Below are 17,470 nucleotides of genomic sequence, written 5' to 3'. Positions count from 1 at the left end.
AACAAAAGTTATAAAATAGCTTTAGCTCTTAATGATATACATATGCCTAATGTTCAGCTCGGGAGAATAAGAGAGGTACCGATAACTGACGTCTTTAGAGGTGAAGGAGAATTTAGTGATTGGCTTTTGGAAAATATTGAGCTCTTGAGTGAGAAGCTTCAGATTGAGCTTGATGATCTCCAGAGGGAGTATCAGGTCGGTAGATTCTCTGCTGACCTTGTGGGAAAGGATGTAAATACCAATGAGAAAGTTGTAATCGAGAATCAATTCGGAAGAACAGACCACGATCATCTTGGAAAGATTCTCACGTATGCATCTGGAATTGATGCAAAAATTATAGTATGGATTGCTGAGGAGTTTGCAGATGAACATAAACAAGCTCTTACGTGGCTAAATAACCAAACACCAGCAGAAATAGGGTTTTTCGGGATAGAAGTTCGAGCCATACAAATTGAGAACTCTCCTTACGCAATAGATTTCAAAGTGGTAGTAGCTCCAAATCAATGGGTTAAAAGTACAAGAATTCCTCAAACTTCTCCAAGAGGAGAGGCTTATAGAGAATTTTGGGGGCTACTATTAGAATCGTATGGTAGAAGACTGACCCCTCAACCTCAAAATTGGATGTGCTTTGGAGCGGGAAGAAGTGGAATTGTATATAGCTGGGTCTTCACGAGCGATAACAAGTTCTCAGTGGAGCTGTACATAAATACAGGGAGTCCCGAGAAAAATAAACAAATTTACGAATGCTTACTTAAGGACAAGGAGCAAATTGAAAGAATGCTGAATCCAGAAGGGTATGAAATGTATTGGGGCCCAGCTAAGTGGAGCCCTAAAGGAGCTCATAGGATAGCTGTATATAAGCCAATGAGTGGAGATATACTTCAGATTGACGAAAGTGAGAGATCAGAACTCCTGAATTGGGGTAAAGAGATGATGAAAAGATTTGAAACGACTTTTTCGAAGTACTTAACGAAGTGTGCAAGACCTTGAGGTAAGGAGACAAGAACCCCAGTTCGAGCGTTCCTATTGGCTAAATTTGGTAGAACATAAAATCGATTTTAGATTTTTATTTTATTAATTTATGTGTTACCGTAACACATAAATATCTTTCAATTAAATGAACACTATGCCTCGTAAAGGGTTTAAATCTATTACAATATCTGAGGACTTGTACTGGAAGTTAGTCGAAAAGGCTACTGTACTTGGAATAAGCCCACATGAGCTAATTAGGCAACTCTTAGAAGGTGCAGACAGAACTACTATTGATGATCTATCCGACGTAGGATTGAACACCTTATTACATAGAGAAGAACAAAGGAACGCTCTTAAAGTTGAAATAGACGAAACAGATCATATAATTTTCAAATGTGCTCATTGTGGATCAGAGTTAATTTTATTCCGGATAGAGCATAACCCATCGAGGACGGATCTTTACTTCCTCTGTCCATCTTGCTGGACAGTCATTTACACTAAGCACAATAACCCTGCAACACCCTTAGAAGTGTGGCAAAGGATAGCAAAAGCTAAAGAAGACTCCCCAAATAAGACAGAGGAGCAATTGGTATATACAATAGTTAGAGATAGGGCAAATGATATTGCAAAAATTATAGTTAAATCAGCTATCGCTGCGCTAAAGGGTTATGACTACATAGGGTACTCAAACAGTTATTTTGAGATCCCGTTGAACATAAATGAGCAATTTAAAGCGGTGTTTTATGACATCGAGAGCAATGCGGAGTTCGATTTCAAATTTATACCTTACTATTCGAAATGTATTGGTGAAGTCTTCAAATTCGAAAACATGAAGCTTAAAGTTCCTGAACATGTCTTCGCTGAGGTATTGGTGGACTTATTACTCAACAATATACTAAAGGACTTGAGTCCTAAGAGTGCTGGTCAATATGCTCTCTATACTTTTAACTGGAGATACATACCACGGGAACTACTATTTCCCGTCACTTACAATACAGACAACGGTCCACAAAGGTATAAGCCCCTAAAAGCGTTAACAAACTTATACCGCGAATACAGGTTCCACTGGGGCATCAAAGACGAATTAAGTAGGATAGACACGCTACTTCAACAAGTAGGGAAATTCAAAAAGATTGACATGAATACTTTTTCAAAGATTTTCGGCGGAAGATTTGATGCACCAGAGTACATTAGAGCTTACCTAAAACTCATTGACTGGGGAATAATATTTATCGAGTTCCGAGACGAAGTGTACATACTACTCCATCGGAACTGGCTAAAGAAAAATAAATTCTGATCATTGCACATTTTAATTTTTGAAAACAATTTTTTCCTATTTATCTATGATGACTAACATCTTGCTCTTCTAATACTTTTGCTATCCTTAACTAAATCCTTTCTTCTCACGGCTAACAGCATATAAGCAATCCCTAGTGCTCAATAGCTGTAGGTATCGACAAGATTCCCATTTGCATCGTACAGGTACGCCGTATCGCCGTCGTTGTTCCAAATAGCTCCGTTACCCCAATACAACTTGTTCTCTGAGTTAACTCCTTCTCCAGAATAGACATAAACCGACTCGCCGGGTTCCAACGTTATATCTGGAAATGTGAAGGTATGACCAGCTTTGTCTTTGAGCTTCCATCCCTTTAAGTTAACCGTATCGGAACCGTAGTTCTTGATGACAACGTATTCTCCGTTGGGATTATACCAATCGTTGCCTGGTGCATCGTAATGGATGTAGGATATCTTAACTCCAGTTACAGTTGGCGTTTGTGTAGGAGGTTCAGTGGGTGTCACCGTGTAAGTTGAATAGGCCCAAAGACCAATTTTATTTGTTTTAGCGTAGTTTTCGAACTCGAGATATTCTTCCTCTTTCTTGAAAGTTCCCTCCACGTAAACCCTTGCTAGACCGTTCTTGATCAAGAGAGCGTTGAAGTCCGTACCATTGGACAAGTAAACGTAAGCTAAATACCTCCCGTAATACCCTTTAAGTCCTGCCAACTCGTCGAATTCGATATAGACAGTTTCGTGATCAAGGACGTTTTCCGTGAATTCTTTAGCTTTCAAACCCCATTCTGCCAAGTATTCAAGATCGGTAATGTCATCGTATTCGTAAGGTTCATTTCCCTCGGGAGAAGTCTCTGGACAGTCTACTCCCAGAAGGCGGATCCTGTATGTGTTATCGTTTATCATGACATCTATGGTGTCTCCGTCAATTACTCTGACCACTTTGGCCTCATATCTCACGCCGAATGCGAATCCTTCGACTTCTACGGTTACTTCGTCGGTATCAACTACGTTATCGCCAGTATAAGCGACTACTTTTATCGTGTGTTTGCCTGGAGTTAGTGACAAATAGCTCCAGAGAAAGATTGTAAGAGTTTCTACGTATTGTTCGTCTACGTAGACTTTCACCTCGTCGGAACTACCGCTCAGAACTTCCACTTTGAGTAAGACGCTTGCAGTACTATCTGATGCGATTATCTTCTCTCCGTCCTTAGGACTGACAATCTCAATATCTACTGGTTCAGGTGTAGGTGTAGGCGTTGGTGTGGGTGTCGGCGTCTCTTCTATTAGTGTGGTTTCAATTGGTGTTGGAATTGGAGTCAGTGTTGTCGTTGTCGGTGGCGGTGTTGTTATCTCAGTTGTTGCAGTTGGGGTTGGGGTTGGTGTTGGGATTGGAGTTGGTGTAGGTGTTGCAGTCGGAGTTGTTGGTGTCGGCGTAGGCGTTGGTGTGGGCGTTGGAGTTATAATAGGCGTGGGAGTAGATGTAGGCACAGGCGTTGGTGTAATTGTAGTTGTAATTGCAATTGTTGTCGTCGTAGTTTCATCTGGAATAGCGTGTGGTATTTCAGTTAGCGTGGGTATCGTAACTGTTGTTGGAGTAATTATTGGAGTTATTGCAGGAATAGTGGTTGGAGGTGTGATTGAAGGCTTTTCTTCCGTCACGGGTACAGTCTTTGATATATGTGTAACTGCAGGCGTTACAACTGTCTGTGAAGGGATCGTTGTTACCTCTGTTGGGGCATATTCTGTTTGGTTATTTTCTAAGATTTTCTTTCCGAGTTCTGTGTATTCAGATACATTTTCTACATTTTCCAAGCCTATATCGACCTTCTCTGCACAGCCTGCAAACACTATTGCGAGAAGCACAAGTAGTAAGATACAACGTCTCAATTTTCATCCCCCTTGTATGGTGGGTTTCCTTAGTAACTTAGTAGTTCATTTCTTTAAAATTTTTAAAGAACATCGTTAAGGGCGTCTAAACCTTTCTATTGACCTATTGGACGTCTCCCTGCGCTGAATTTTCTAATTTCAAATTTCTTCTTAGGGTGATTGATTTCAACTCTGTGGTAGATACGAGAATAAACTTCTTAGGCTTATTAGATGATGTTCCTATTTAAGAAGATAGTTGTTGTCCAATGGAAAGAGCTCTGAGTTTATTAAATCCCAAGGAAGATGAAATTAAGAAGGGTGCTGAAAAAGCCAAGATAGTGGAAGATCTTTTTAGGGAGACTTTTTGATTACTAGAGATGAGAGTGGCAGTTGTTGGATTTGGAGGGGCTGGACAGGAGATTGTAAAAGCCTTTGCAGACAGGTTTGATGGCGATGTTTACGTGGTCAGCGACATTAGAAACTATGATCTACCGTTCTTTGACTTTTCAGAGTTCGAAAGGTTAATTTCTACGCTATCTTCCTACGATAGCGTCATTCTAGTAGCAGGGCTCGGTGCGAGAGGTGGAGAATATCTCGTCGAAGCTACGAGACTATTGAAAAACGTCGCTGCAATCTTCGTCGTTTGTCCGCTTCGCGTAGAGAAAGCAAGAGTGGCAAGGGCGGAGAGGCAGCTCTCTAGACTTAGAGGGCAAGTCTTCGTAAGAAGGCTCGACGACTACTTTGAGAGAATCCCTGGAAACAAATCCGTAGCAGAGGCGTTGAGAGAATTTGACGAGGAAATTGCAAAGGAGATAGCGATAATCCTAAAAGGACTTGGACTATAATAACGCTCATATCGCGTTCATGATGAATGTCCTTTACATTTAGGATAAAGTCTCCAAAGAAGGGTATAGGATCAATTTTCGACCTTTATCATCAGATCTATGAGCTCCCTCTTATCCTCTTTTGTAAAATACCTCGCATCTGGGTGATCTGACGGGACTTTATCTCTCGAATGCTTCTTTAGGTAATTTCTAGCTACAAGGCTTTGAACAATGTTGCTAACCTCCTCAACATCTACCCCAAGGCTGTCAGCAATCTCCGACAATTTAACGGCGTGTGGACTGCTTCTCACAATCTTAAGGACATCCACATCGAGATCACTAAGCATGACTTCCATTCCTTCATATCCAACCTTCAATACCAAATCTCCATCTCTGAACACGTACAGCTTCTCAAGATCCATTTGGATCCAATTTTCGTCTGTAAGTGGCTTCGTTGCGATTAGCGTCGCGAATTCATCATCGCTCTTCATTTCTCCTAAATGAATTCCAAAGTCCTCATCGTCAATTAGCCTAGCATAGCCCCTATGCGGAGGATGTCTGAGCAGATAATACAGCCTTCCATCATTCGTGTGAGCGAATAGGTACGTGCCGTTGCTCATGAGAAAGTTAAATGATCCGTAATCGCTCACATCATTGACAATATTCAGAATATTTTCGAACAGCTCAGCTTCTCCGATCCCAATTAAGTTATCCATGATGTAGCAGAATGCGTGTTCAGAGTCGGTTTCGCCAGCAGGGTGATAATACGTTAGCTTGATTGATTTAACTCCTTCAACGCTACCGTTATGAGCAAAAACCCATTCAACGCCGTTGAGCAGTCTGACGAACGGATGCGTATTGACGTAGCTAGGCTCACCCGATGTAGCAAGCCTAACATGACTTATGACAATGTTGCTCCTAATACCGTGCTCAAGTAGCTTGGCAATAGGGCTACTAACCGATGGTCTGGGCTCCTTAACCAATGCAACTCCCATACCGATATATTTCCCACGATAAAATTTCGGGACATACCAAGCAACTCCCCAACCGTCCCGATGCTTACGCCCCCTCTTGACGAATCCATGCCAACTGAAGCTAATGCTAACGTCTTTATTGGAGCATAGCCCAAAAAGCTCGCACATATAGAATCTTTCTCAAGTAGTTAAAAATCCATTGGTGCGGTAGTCGAGTACTACTGGTTCTTGTCCTTTCTATTTAATTTGCATGGTGAGGTAACGTCAATTTTCATTCTCCTTTATCTGATAGAGAAACAACTTCCTGCTATGAGCACAACTTAACTCGGCTTCTGTTCTTATAAGATTGTCACAGGAATCTCATGAAAAGAATAGAAGTGGAGAGAATGTGAGCTTAGACGGCATAATAGAAGTACTTTCTGAAGAGTTTGAAGGAGTAGCTCACAAAGTTCTCGCAAACAATGAGCTTTTTGATTCTTAGGGCAATAAGATACAGTCAAACTGGGACAATGGAATGTACTGGATAGGAGTTTAAAAATCAAGAAAATATTTTACCATGCTTTTCTCCAAATGATAAGGTAGAAGCCTCTCAAATGAGTACAAAGGTGTACTGACATGGTAGATGTGACTTGGGATATAATAAAGGCTGGAATAGCGATAATGGCTGGAACCTACGCGATGGGAATGTTATTCCTACTCCTTATTGCAATTTCAGCAATAATCTTTTCAGCAATAATATTGGGAATTTTAAAATTAGCAGAGGGGATAATCCACGTTGCAAAACGCATCAGAAAGAGAAGAACTGAATGAAGTAACACTCGTATCCGCGCTGGGAACGAGTCCGATGGTTGTTACGGAGATGATTGACGAGCTTATAAATGATATAACCGTAACAAGGTTGTAATGGATAAGTTGCTCTTACTCATCCTCTTACAATTCTTCTACAGCTATGTTTCTACGGTCTGGAGCGTAGTGCACCAGTTAGGTCGGTCCAGCGAAACAGAGAAAATGCTTTTGGTGTACATACTACGGTGCTACCTAAAGAGTTGCTGGAAGTTAGAAGAATTAAGGGGAAAATATATCCGAAATTCGCTTGGAGCGATTCCGATTTGAGGTTAGCGGAGAAAGTCATACTGACTTACCAGCGCAACGTCGGAAAGGAGTACGGAAAAGTTGTGGAAATTCTTAAAAGGCTCGAAAACGCGAGAAATTACAAAAAGGTTAGGGGACTCGCCAAGATAATAGAGAGGGAGTGCGAATTTTCTTCTAAAACTGATTTAGATCCGCTCGCCGTCAGGTTGTTCCTGTTTGAAAGGGGTTACGTTACTAGATTAGGAGAAAGAAAGAAGATCGTTGAAGAAGCATCTAAGCATTTTGGAGTTCCGGTCGAGGAGATAGAGAAGGCTATGTTTGCAGATAGAGAGGAGGAAAGAGTACTGACGAAAGTTCCAGAGATTACCCCCTCAGAACTCGTTAAGAGGTACAACTTGTCTCTGCTTCAAACGCTAATTTTCAACTGTCTCCGTCTGAGCTTTTGGATTTCCACGAATCACAAAAACGTATTTCGCAAGTTGAAGTGGTTGGGATTGATGTACGAGCTTTACGAGGAAAGCGGTAAGCTGATTACGGACGTTACGGGAACGGCCTCAATCTTGAAAATGACGAGAAAGTACGGAAGTGCGATGGCTAAACTGATCCCCGAAATTCTAAGGGCTAAAGAGTGGTGGATCAGAGCTGAAATCGTAGACGATTACGAGAAAAGAGTCTACTTCTTTGAACTGACCGATAAAAATCGTAAACTATTCCCTCTGGATTACGATGAAAGGGTAGAATTCGATTCCTCGTTGGAGGAAGAATTTTACAGGCGAATGCGTAACTTCGGTTTCGAAGTTGTTAGGGAGCCCGGAGTAGTGAAAGCTGGCAACCACGCTTACATTCCCGATTTCCTCGTTAGAAAGGACGGTAAGGAAGTTTACGTCGAGATTGCCGGTTTCTGGACCGCGGAATACTTAAAGAAAAAGCTCGAAAAGATAAGGTCGGCGGGCATCCCACTAATTTTAATCGTTAAAGAGGAACTCGCGTTGGATAAGCCTAAAAACATTAGAGATATCATCGTTATTCGTAAGAACAAGATTCCTTACGGTGATGTTCTAAGAGCTCTAAAGGAATTATAGCGAGCTAAAGTTTTGTATAGCTACCGTAAAGAAGTGTAGAAACATGATAGCCACACTGAGGTACGAGAGGGGAACGATAAGGATAGAAGGTGGAGTTCACGTCCCGTTAGCCAAATGGGATGAGAGGAGTCGATGCTATCGAGCTTTAGCCTACAAGTATCGAGATATAGTCGATTACCTTAGAAATTCTGGGATAGAGTTCGAAGATCACGTTCAGGACAACGTGATACCTTGTCCCTACTTTGACGTTGAGATAGAGCTTAGAGATTATCAGGCTGAAGCTGTTGAGAGGTGGATGAACGGTAAAAAAGGTGTGATTGTATTACCTACGGGAGCCGGGAAAACTTACATCGCTTTGGAGATCATAGGAAGGTTAAGCGTTTCAACTTTGATCGTGGTCCCAACGCTCGCGCTGGTCGATCAGTGGAAGGACAAGCTGTCAGCGCTCTTCGATAGTCACTACGTTGGTGAGTTTACGGGAAGGAGGAAGGAGCTAAGACCAATTACGGTCACCACTTACGATTCGGCCTACGTTAATGCCGAAACTCTGGGAGATAAGTTCCTCCTCTTAGTTTTCGACGAGGTTCACCACCTACCGGCGGAATGCTACAGACAGATCGCGGAGATGTCGATTGCTCCTTACCGTTTGGGATTAACTGCCGTTTACGAGAGAGAGGATGGGTTGCATGCTCTCTTACCCGATTTGGTAGGTGGAGTCGTTTACGAACTGAAACCGAAAGACTTGGCCGGGAAGCATTTAGCTAACTACGTCGTGGAGAGGATAAGAGTTCCCTTAACCGAGAAGGAACTCGAGGAGTATAAAAGGAAGGCCAGAAAGTTTAGGGATTACGTTGCTTCGAGAAGGATTAGATTAAAGGACGTTGAAGACTTCAGACAGGTTGTCATGCTTACCGGGATTGATGAGGAAGCTTACGAAGCTCTCAGATCGTGGGAAGTGGCGAGAAAGATTGCTTTTAACTCTAAAAATAAACTGAAAGTCTTGAGAGATCTTCTGGAGAAGCATAAAGGGGACAAAATCATCATTTTTACGAGGTATAACGATCTAGTTTACACGATTTCGAGAGTTTTCCTGATTCCTGCGATCACTCACAAAACCAGCGATAAGGAGAGGAAGTTAATTCTTGACGGGTTTAGGCGAGGAAAATTCAAGGCAATCGTTACGAGTCAGGTTCTGGATGAGGGTATTGACGTTCCGGATGCGAATGTCGGTATCATCGTTAGCGGAACGGGTTCTTCTAGGGAGTTTATTCAGAGGTTGGGTAGGATTCTCAGACCTGCAGAGGGTAAAGACTTAGCAGTTCTTTACGAATTGGTCTCAAAGGATACGGGTGAAGTTAGAGTGGCCAAGAGAAGAGCAAAGAAGATTAAATCGTGAGAAGACTAGTTCGTGCAACTATATAATCATTTAAGTTTGATCAGAGGCTTGTAACCGTTCTTAAATATTGTTAGTCTCCAATGTCGAAAAACTTTTAATGAATAAAGAAAGTGCGTTTTAAATAAAGCTTAAGAAAGGTGTTTCATAATGCCAAAATTAAGAATTTATAATCTTTTCATAAGTCACTCATGGAGATATAGTGGTGAGTACAACCGTCTAGTGAACTTATTGAATAACGCTCCGTACTTTTGGTGGAGGAATTATAGTTGTCCACAACATGACCCTGCAGTCGATCCTGATAGTGAAGTTGGTAGAAGAACATTAACTAGAGAACTTATGAATCAAATTCGCCCTGTACATTGTGTTATTGTTCTGTCTGGTTTGTATGTTGCATATAGTTACTGGATTCAGAAAGAAATAGATATTGCACTTAGTTTTGGCAAGCCAATTATTGGAGTGAAACCGTTAGGTAGTGAGAGAGTACCCAGAATGATTCAAGAAGTTGCAAGAGAGATAGTAGGTTGGAGAACGGACTCGATAATAAGTGCTATAAGGAGACACTCACTTTAGTATGATAGACGAAGAAAATTACGGTGAAAAGTTTAAAGAGCATCTTTTAGAACAATATAAACTATTCGTCGAAATGGCAGACAGAGTTAGTAATAGGAGGATGCATACGAACATGTTCTACATATCTTTAGTGTCTGCACTAATTGCGGTGACTTCTGTGTTAAGGGAGGTTGGATCATTTAATTCTGTTATAATTCTTTCGATATCTGGGTTAGGCATAATTGTATGCATTCTATGGTATGTACATATAGAATCTTATAGAAAATTGAACTCAGCGAAATTTACTGTCATTCACGAAATTGAGAAGTATTTGCCGTACCCTTGTTATTACAAAGAGTGGGAGGTATTAGAGAAAAGCAGATATGTATTATTAAGTAAAATAGAGCAAGGGATAACAATTATCTTTGCAATTATATTCTCCATTCCTTTACTGCGTCTTTTATATTATTTATTTTATTTAGTTATCTCCAGATAGAACAATTGCCGTAATATATTGGATCAGTGAAAAAGCGTCAATATAGTTATCTGTGAAAGGCAGTTCAGTAGCTGAAACTTGAAAAAACGTTTGGAATTCGAATTACGTTCGTATCTTAATAATCTCTGCTTCACTTACTTTTATTTAATACTTGATGCTTGATGAATGATATAGAACTGTAAGGATATAAACCTTCGGAGGATAATCCTAATCCAATGGGTCTGCCCAACTATTTAAGAGAGGTGTTGTCCGATGGGAAAAGCTGTGAGTTTATTAAATCCCAAGGAAGACGAAATTAAGAAATGTGTTGAAATTGTAGAGGAAGAGTGGGGATTTGGAGACAAACTGCTTTATATTGGATGTATAGAGGCTATGAAGAATGTAAAGTTACGTGATATTCAGGAGAAGGACATTAAGGGCCCGATTCGCGTATTTTTGATAAACTGGGGGATGATGGGGATAGTGCTAAATAGGAAAGATAGAAAGAATTGGGAAAGAAAACTGTTACAGGTGCTAAGGGAAGAGAAGTTCTGTGACAAGCTTGAAAGATTTAGAAATCTGAATTTAGAAAACGCAAACATAGATGAGCTAAAGAAGGAAATTACTGATTGCTATCAGGAAGTTAGAGATATCGTAGGCCCCACATCAGCTAGTAAAGTTCTACACTTGATATGTCCTAACTTCTTCCCACTTTGGGATGCAAATATTAGAAAGTTAGTAAGCCAAGAGTGCAAAGAACTTGGTAAGGGTAGTATAGACGACCGAGCAGAAGGTTACTACAGATTCATGAAAGAAGTTAAAGACTTTCTAGAGAGATACGAGAAAATACTGTCAGAGCTCAGTAGGAAATATGGCAAACCTAAGTTAAGAGTCGTAGATGAATTCATGTGGTACGTGAGTAGATATAGGTGATGGTTAGAGATACTTGAGATGTTGGCAAGTTTTATAAGTTAAACAGCTTGATGACTTACTAAGGGGTGAATCTAGTAATGATATCCACAACATATGTAACGTATGTGTCCCACACATTGCATGAACCTTCCAAAACTGCGCTTGGTACCAAGCCAGACTTAATTGATGAGTGGAAAAGGCTAATTGAAGAGTGTAATCTATTCTCCTTATCTCGAAAGTCTATAAGAGATGCTCTCGAATCTGTTGACAAACTTTCACGTTATCTTGACGAGAACTTATCTTACTTCATCATAGATCACAAACCAGCTTTACAGAATCCAATCTCTCATTTCAGAAAACACTTTGAAGTGTTTGATGATTATGTCAAGCGTAAGATAATTTCACCCGACGTAGCTACAGATCTTATGTACCTCAACTATCTATATGACTCTGTACATCAACTCTTATTCGTGTCTACTTATCAACCCCATGGTACTAATGATCCCTCTTTAAGGATTGAAATACTAAACATACCTTCCAAGCTATTTGATTGGATGTTTAAATTAGATTACCTCCTAATTGGCTTATATGAGCGCAAATCTTTAGATAAAGAGCTTTTTAATGAGCTTAAGACAAGTGCTCAAAAGTTCTTAAGAGAAGCTTTAAATTTGCGTATCTTCTTACCAATTTCCACTCACGACATATTTACCAAGTACAAAAAACTGTTCTGGTCGCAGGAGATTAGAGATAGTACACGATTTAAGTGGCTAATATCCTACCTGTATGATCGTGTTCACCATGAACGATCCCAGACAGAAAAGGATTGACTACATCGCTCAAGAGATTAGAAACTGCCTATTTAAGATTAATGGTACTGACATTGGCGGCGGATTGTATTTTAAGTTAGTTCCTCCATTATACTTTGAAAGCAATAAACTTAACTTTCGCTTCCAGGATACTGGAGGGAGCATTGTTGGCTGTACTATTCTAATACATCCTTCTGGTCGTTCTAGTGTTCCCCATGATGTTGATCATTTAACGCAATCTTTAATCATATGTTTCGAGCATCCTAAAATTTCAGATCCTTATCCCTACAAATGGGAGTCTTTTGTCCTTGAAAAAGATGATCATGAAAAGATTCTTTATGAGAAGGGGGTGTGTGAATCTCTCAAATACGCAATCTTCCACTTCTTAAAGCACATTCATTCTAAGTTATACCACTACTGAGTTTCATTATCTACGCTCAGATCGAACCCTTCTTTGGCTTTATATATCCATTATGTGAACAATACCGTCATAGATACTCAATTTTTGATAGTGCTTTCAGAATTCAGCAATTATAGTCTCCATGAACTTTGATATGTCTTCATTTTGAAGTAATTTCTTGAAAGTGTCTTCTGTTCCTATCCAGCAATCTTTTCCATCCTTACGTACATACTTCACTAATTTGACCCTTTCTAACTGGAGTAAATAACGTGGTAACTTCAATAATTTGATTCTAGCTTGGCTAGGGACGTATTCTCCTTCAAATAAACTTTTTATAGTATTATATTCAAGTGGGACTAATTCTCCAGACTCTAGTGATATCTCATATATTCCACGAGTAATGATCAAGTAGGGTCCTAATACCATCCTAATAGTGTCTATATATTCATATCCAACCTCAAAGAAGTGTGCTAATGCTCGTTCTAGTATCTCTTCATGCCTATCAAACCTACTCTCCAATTCGATTAAAATGTTTCCCGGGAGAACGAAGTTGCCTTCTATTTCTACTAACCCAACCTCAGACAAAACTCTAAGAATTTCCACATATTTTCTCCTCTCATCTTCTGGGAGAACGTCAATCTGTTCATTGATATTTATTTTGTCTAATATTATAAGTGATGATATTATGTCTTCTACGGGTGTGTGTATATGTTCAGACAGTGGTAGGCTCGCAAACTTCTTCGCTTCAACCTTTACAAGAAGTTTGTCAACTAACGTTGAAATTTCATTTAATCTTTGCTTTATTTTCCTTCTTATGTCACTAACAGTTGTTCTTTCTAGTACAGTTCCATCATAGGCGTCAATTACAATCTTACCAACTACACCTAGATTCTTAAAGCGAACTTTTCTCGTCGCATGTGTTACTGGATCAACTATCAACACAGGATGATAGACCACGATTGGAACTTCGTATACCCACCTACTAATACCATCGATTTCGATTTTCACTAATCTTGGCTCTCCAGGTGATGGAATAGTCCCTATTTCTTTCCGTATGACGTCCCTTGCTCTCTTCTTTATAGCCTCCGGAGGCAGGGGTGGAGATAAAGTCCTATTCATACCTACTCCTCTCCTCCAAATAAGTCTACATACTTATTTAATCTTGCGTCTTCAATCCTTTTTTCCTTTCTTAATCGGGCGATTACCATCTTATTTCCTTCAACCTCCCATGCTTCTAAAAATCTCTCCAAATCGTACGGGTAACTTTTGCCCATCCAGGGGTTATTAGTTATAATTTTTGTTTCAGTTCTGCCGACATATACTGTAGCATGTGCAGGACCTTCCATAGAGTATATGTAGTACATCGAATTAAAGATTAAAATAGGTGGTATTCTTTTCTCAAAGCATTCGTCTAATTTCCCTAAATTGCCATGATATATCGCAAATTCTATGGGATACGTGACCTCGTTAAGCTTTTTTATTGTCGTTTTTGAAAGTACAGTACCTCTTTCGGGATCCGTATTTAAAGCTCTTATTAAATCACCCAATGTTAAACTTGGGATATTCACACCAGTTTCTGTCTGTCTAAAAAATTCAATGACCATGCTAACAGAGTAAGGAAAGCATAACATTTGGGGTGGCTGTTGGATAAAGGGAACATTCAAAACATCAACAACTACCCCACCAATCTCCACTTGAGCCAGTTTTGGTACAGGTATGGAGCTCAGCTCCACCCCTATCACATCCAGCCTCTTCTTTAAGCCTTTAGTTTATCTCTACTTAACTCATATAAATGTTCTGTTAAAGTTTCAAAAGTCATTTTAATTATCTAGACTGCTTACAATTCCCTACCAGGGCTTGTATTTCTCCCTTCATTTTTGTTCATCGCCTCTCATTAAGAAAATCTATGATTAACTTAAATACATCCTCACCAAACTTATCAGCGTATCTAATTGCAAGCTCTTCAGCCATCTCCTTTGATAATTTCTTATGCTTAGCGTGAACTAGAGCATCTCTAATATCGTTTATTTTTGCACCTTCGTATTCTCTTCTTAAGCCGTATTTTTCACAAATTTCTTTAACCCATTGCTTTTCATTCTTAGCTAGATTCTTACCGATAATCTCGAATGCTATATAGAAATCTATGAACCTATCGATTTTGTCATCGTCGACTTTACCTCTGTTCCAGTATCTAATAGCTCTCAATAAATTTTCCTTATCTTCTTCACTAAGCTTCTCAATCTTGTCCCTGTAGGAATTTAATTCCTCAATGTATGATTCAATATTATCCTTGGTGATTATCTTGAAAGAATGCTTTTCAACTTTGGGATATATCGTATTTACCAACGTAATACTCACATTTTTTTCCATCTCTTCTAACGATAGGCCTTAAATTCATGGTTAGTTTATCAATGACATATCCCTCGTTAGATGCGAGCACTAAAAGCGGTAGCAGTTCTTGCTGTATTTTCTTTATAGCCAATTCTCTTGCTAGCCTATGATCATATCTGTCAAGTTTAATTGTCGTAGTTCCGACGATCTTAAACCCTACACCAAATTTTTCACTTTTCAGCTTAAAGTCACCGATTTTAACTTCCTCCCCAAACACTATTCCGTCTGTGCCTATTAATTCAAATTGCACATCATAAATAAACTCCTCAACTTCCGCCATATTCTCACCTCACACCATTCAACTCGGGAACTTTTAACTCTTTTTCACTCTAGCACCTTAGCTTGGTTAGTTGTTGGAACATGAAGTAGAATGAAGATACAGGACTTTGTGGATATTCGTGTTAAGAGAACTGCTCAATTACTAAGAATTAGTGAATTTACCGAGATCTTGAATCGATTTCTAGGGCTTTGGATCTAAGCCTTTGCCATTCTTCCTCAGTGAGTATATATCTACTATCCGCTCCCCAATGCCAAGGAACTCCTGAAATAACTTGTCTTCTGTAAAATTTGCATATCTCTACCCTCTTCCACGGATTCAATGGACACCATCTGCATTTACTCTTAAAGTTGATTGGACAGCCTTTAGGAGGCATGATTGAGTCACCTCTTTCAAATTCCCTCATTCGAGGAGTCCGAGCTCTTTCAAAGCCTCTTTAGTTTGCTCCTTATCTACAAGCTTGTAGTGCGTGTATCTCCTCGACTTGTAGCCAATCTTCAGTATTCCTTCACCCACCAACTTTGTCAGGTGTGCCGGCATTGCCTGAACTTCGTGCCATTCCCAGCCGTATTTCGCGACAAAGTCATTAGGTGGGTTCTCTTCTATCTCTACTGCCCTTTTCAATATCCGTCCGTATTGAGGCCTCTCTCTGACGAGGTCAATTATTTTTTGCTTAATATTATTTTCAACCTCCATATTACCACCTCCTTGTGTTTGTCTATTTATATGTGAGAGTATGTATGCGCTGTATTTAAAGTTTTCTTTCAAGGTTATAAATTTAAATCTGTTGATGATTTGGTAAGTATCTTGAAAAACCATACTTACTTCCTTGCCTAATGGCTAAGCCAAGGAATATAGAGAAAAACACTTCATCCATCAGCAACGATTATCAGGACTTTACCCGCTAAATATTCAGCTATGGTTATGGGTAGGTTATCAAAGTTGAATTGGTTTATTAAACGCTCTAAAGCATCCCGTGTTAACGCTGTTCCAATTATGATTAAATCTCTCCTTACTATCCTAGCACGTTCTTTGACAGCAGTCTTGAACCTAGAATGCGCAACTAAAACTGCAATCTTTAGTTTTTGAAGTATATCCACAAATCTGCGCCTAAAACTGACAATCAAAGCTCCCAATCTATGAGTCAGAGCAAGATAGTCAAATATTAATGAACTCAACCAACCTATTGGCAATCTCATTTCTGGATACCCCAATAACTCTCTTCGCACCCTTAGCAATTCTACCTCAATGTATCTTCTAGTCACTGGACCTACTTCTTTTACTTCTTCGATATATTTATGGGCACTTTCAGGTTTAAATTCATAAAAGAACTGCCTAAGAACAGGAATTAGTTGAATCATCCTCACTATTCCTATTCGTCGCGGAATTAAGAATGGCCTGAGTAGTATTGATTTTTCAATTTCTCCTTCTTTAAGAACTTCTAGCTCCCTATACAGTAAGGTTGGGATTACAACTCTTACCTTACAATTACAAATTTCGCTAATTGCTCTTAGAGCTCTCTTTAGAGACTCCAACCCTTCAGCTGAGGTAAATGTGTATGGATCTGTTGTTATATATAATTCTCTCTGTGGCATCAAATTTATTGTACTATATAGGGGTACTATATATACTTTTTTCTTTTAATCTGATGATTTCTTCTTTCTAAGAAGATTCGATAACGAGTTTGCGAGTTTCAAAATCAGAGGGTACAGTAAAATGAGTGCCATTGCTACCGCTGTCATCAAATCTGGAGCATACATAAAACGAACGATTGTTCCACCCAAATATCCACCCAGCAAAGCACTAAGACAACATCTAATTTTATAATTTCTAATGAAATAAGAATTTAATGATAGGAATATGTAAGCATGTGGTATAAGGATCGTAGCAATAAAGCAGAAAGTAACAAAGAATTCTACAATTTCTACATCTTTGAGAAATATAATTTTCGAATGGACAATTACATATCCTATAAAGCCAGTAATGAATAGAATACCCAATATGGCACAAAGGAGAAGTACAAAACCGATGATGTCAGTAGTATCAATGTTTCCCTTTTCTTTGTCAAACTTAATAAAATTACGTCTAATAAATTCATATAAACTATTATTAGCTATAATTATCACACCAAAAGCTCCTAACGCAGTCGAGCCCTCGATCA

19 protein-coding genes are annotated in these 17,470 nt (G+C 39.4%); 10 read left to right on the top strand and 9 right to left on the bottom strand.

Annotation, left to right across the window (positions count from 1 at the left end):
* Positions 1-42 precede the first annotated feature (42 nt).
* Both ARCPR_RS08880 and ARCPR_RS08875 read left to right on the top strand, forming a co-directional pair.
* Positions 43-990: a DUF4268 domain-containing protein gene (locus ARCPR_RS08880; protein WP_012941158.1), complete on the top strand. Its 948-nt coding sequence runs from the start codon at positions 43-45 to the stop codon at positions 988-990.
* A gap of 178 nt (positions 991-1,168) precedes the next feature.
* Entirely contained in the window at positions 1,169-2,269 is a 1,101-nt protein-coding gene (locus ARCPR_RS08875) for a hypothetical protein (RefSeq protein WP_148208711.1), read from the top strand.
* Between the two features lie 140 nt (positions 2,270-2,409).
* Here the strand turns inward: ARCPR_RS08875 and ARCPR_RS09860 are convergent, their stop codons facing one another.
* Positions 2,410-4,128: a lamin tail domain-containing protein gene (locus ARCPR_RS09860; protein WP_012941156.1), complete on the bottom strand. Its 1,719-nt coding sequence runs from the start codon at positions 4,126-4,128 to the stop codon at positions 2,410-2,412.
* 380 nt (positions 4,129-4,508) lie between these two features.
* Between ARCPR_RS09860 and ARCPR_RS08860 the strand changes: the two genes are divergently transcribed.
* Positions 4,509-4,976 (top strand): hypothetical protein, encoded by a 468-nt coding sequence (locus ARCPR_RS08860; protein WP_012941154.1) that lies wholly within the window; start codon positions 4,509-4,511, stop codon positions 4,974-4,976.
* Between the two features lie 71 nt (positions 4,977-5,047).
* Here the strand turns inward: ARCPR_RS08860 and ARCPR_RS08855 are convergent, their stop codons facing one another.
* A complete protein-coding gene (locus ARCPR_RS08855; protein WP_012941153.1) occupies positions 5,048-6,097 on the bottom strand; it encodes a class II glutamine amidotransferase in 1,050 nt (349 codons plus the stop codon).
* A gap of 447 nt (positions 6,098-6,544) precedes the next feature.
* Between ARCPR_RS08855 and ARCPR_RS08850 the strand changes: the two genes are divergently transcribed.
* The 7 genes from ARCPR_RS08850 to ARCPR_RS08820 all read left to right on the top strand — a co-directional run bounded on the left by ARCPR_RS08850 (position 6,545) and on the right by ARCPR_RS08820 (position 12,262).
* Positions 6,545-6,739 carry a hypothetical protein gene (locus tag ARCPR_RS08850; RefSeq protein WP_012941152.1) on the top strand — a complete coding sequence of 65 codons (195 nt, stop codon included), beginning with the start codon at positions 6,545-6,547 and terminating at the stop codon, positions 6,737-6,739.
* 221 nt (positions 6,740-6,960) lie between these two features.
* Positions 6,961-8,103, top strand: a complete 1,143-nt coding sequence (locus ARCPR_RS08845; RefSeq protein WP_012941151.1) for a DUF790 family protein — start codon at positions 6,961-6,963, stop codon at positions 8,101-8,103.
* Between the two features lie 43 nt (positions 8,104-8,146).
* A complete protein-coding gene (locus tag ARCPR_RS08840; protein WP_012941150.1) occupies positions 8,147-9,499 on the top strand; it encodes a DEAD/DEAH box helicase family protein in 1,353 nt (450 codons plus the stop codon).
* Between the two features lie 147 nt (positions 9,500-9,646).
* Positions 9,647-10,069: a TIR domain-containing protein gene (locus tag ARCPR_RS08835; protein ID WP_012941149.1), complete on the top strand. Its 423-nt coding sequence runs from the start codon at positions 9,647-9,649 to the stop codon at positions 10,067-10,069.
* A 1-nt stretch (position 10,070) separates the two neighbouring features.
* Positions 10,071-10,544, top strand: a complete 474-nt coding sequence (locus ARCPR_RS10240; protein ID WP_012941148.1) for a RipA family octameric membrane protein — start codon at positions 10,071-10,073, stop codon at positions 10,542-10,544.
* Positions 10,545-10,796: 252 nt separating this feature from the next.
* Positions 10,797-11,456 (top strand): DUF6308 family protein, encoded by a 660-nt coding sequence (locus ARCPR_RS08825; RefSeq protein ID WP_012941147.1) that lies wholly within the window; start codon positions 10,797-10,799, stop codon positions 11,454-11,456.
* A gap of 77 nt (positions 11,457-11,533) precedes the next feature.
* Positions 11,534-12,262, top strand: a complete 729-nt coding sequence (locus ARCPR_RS08820; RefSeq protein ID WP_012941146.1) for a hypothetical protein — start codon at positions 11,534-11,536, stop codon at positions 12,260-12,262.
* Positions 12,263-12,758: 496 nt separating this feature from the next.
* Here ARCPR_RS08820 and ARCPR_RS08810 read toward each other — a convergent pair whose 3' ends face one another.
* The 7 genes from ARCPR_RS08810 to ARCPR_RS08780 form a co-directional block, all read right to left on the bottom strand.
* The gene (locus ARCPR_RS08810; RefSeq protein WP_012941144.1) at positions 12,759-13,760 is read right to left on the bottom strand and encodes a hypothetical protein; all 1,002 of its coding nucleotides are present in this window, start codon (positions 13,758-13,760) and stop codon (positions 12,759-12,761) included.
* Positions 13,761-13,762: 2 nt separating this feature from the next.
* On the bottom strand, positions 13,763-14,383 hold the full coding sequence (locus ARCPR_RS08805; RefSeq protein ID WP_148208710.1) for a papain-like cysteine protease family protein: 621 nt from the start codon (positions 14,381-14,383) through the stop codon (positions 13,763-13,765).
* Between the two features lie 139 nt (positions 14,384-14,522).
* A complete protein-coding gene (locus ARCPR_RS08800; protein ID WP_148208709.1) occupies positions 14,523-14,999 on the bottom strand; it encodes a hypothetical protein in 477 nt (158 codons plus the stop codon).
* Positions 14,959-15,312 (bottom strand): hypothetical protein, encoded by a 354-nt coding sequence (locus tag ARCPR_RS08795; protein WP_012941141.1) that lies wholly within the window; start codon positions 15,310-15,312, stop codon positions 14,959-14,961. Before ARCPR_RS08795 ends, ARCPR_RS08800 begins: the two co-directional genes overlap by 41 nt.
* Before the next feature lie 157 nt (positions 15,313-15,469).
* A complete protein-coding gene (locus tag ARCPR_RS08790; RefSeq protein WP_012941140.1) occupies positions 15,470-15,685 on the bottom strand; it encodes a hypothetical protein in 216 nt (71 codons plus the stop codon).
* 26 nt (positions 15,686-15,711) lie between these two features.
* On the bottom strand, positions 15,712-16,005 hold the full coding sequence (locus ARCPR_RS08785; protein ID WP_012941139.1) for a hypothetical protein: 294 nt from the start codon (positions 16,003-16,005) through the stop codon (positions 15,712-15,714).
* A gap of 173 nt (positions 16,006-16,178) precedes the next feature.
* The gene (locus ARCPR_RS08780; protein ID WP_012941138.1) at positions 16,179-16,904 is read right to left on the bottom strand and encodes a hypothetical protein; all 726 of its coding nucleotides are present in this window, start codon (positions 16,902-16,904) and stop codon (positions 16,179-16,181) included.
* Between the last annotated feature and the right edge of the window lie 566 nt (positions 16,905-17,470).

It is taken from the genome of Archaeoglobus profundus DSM 5631, assembly GCF_000025285.1.
Taxonomy (GTDB): Archaea; Halobacteriota; Archaeoglobi; order Archaeoglobales; family Archaeoglobaceae; genus Archaeoglobus_B; species Archaeoglobus_B profundus.
Note: the sequence above shows the minus strand (reverse complement) of the source record. Positions and strands in the feature narration are given on the sequence as shown.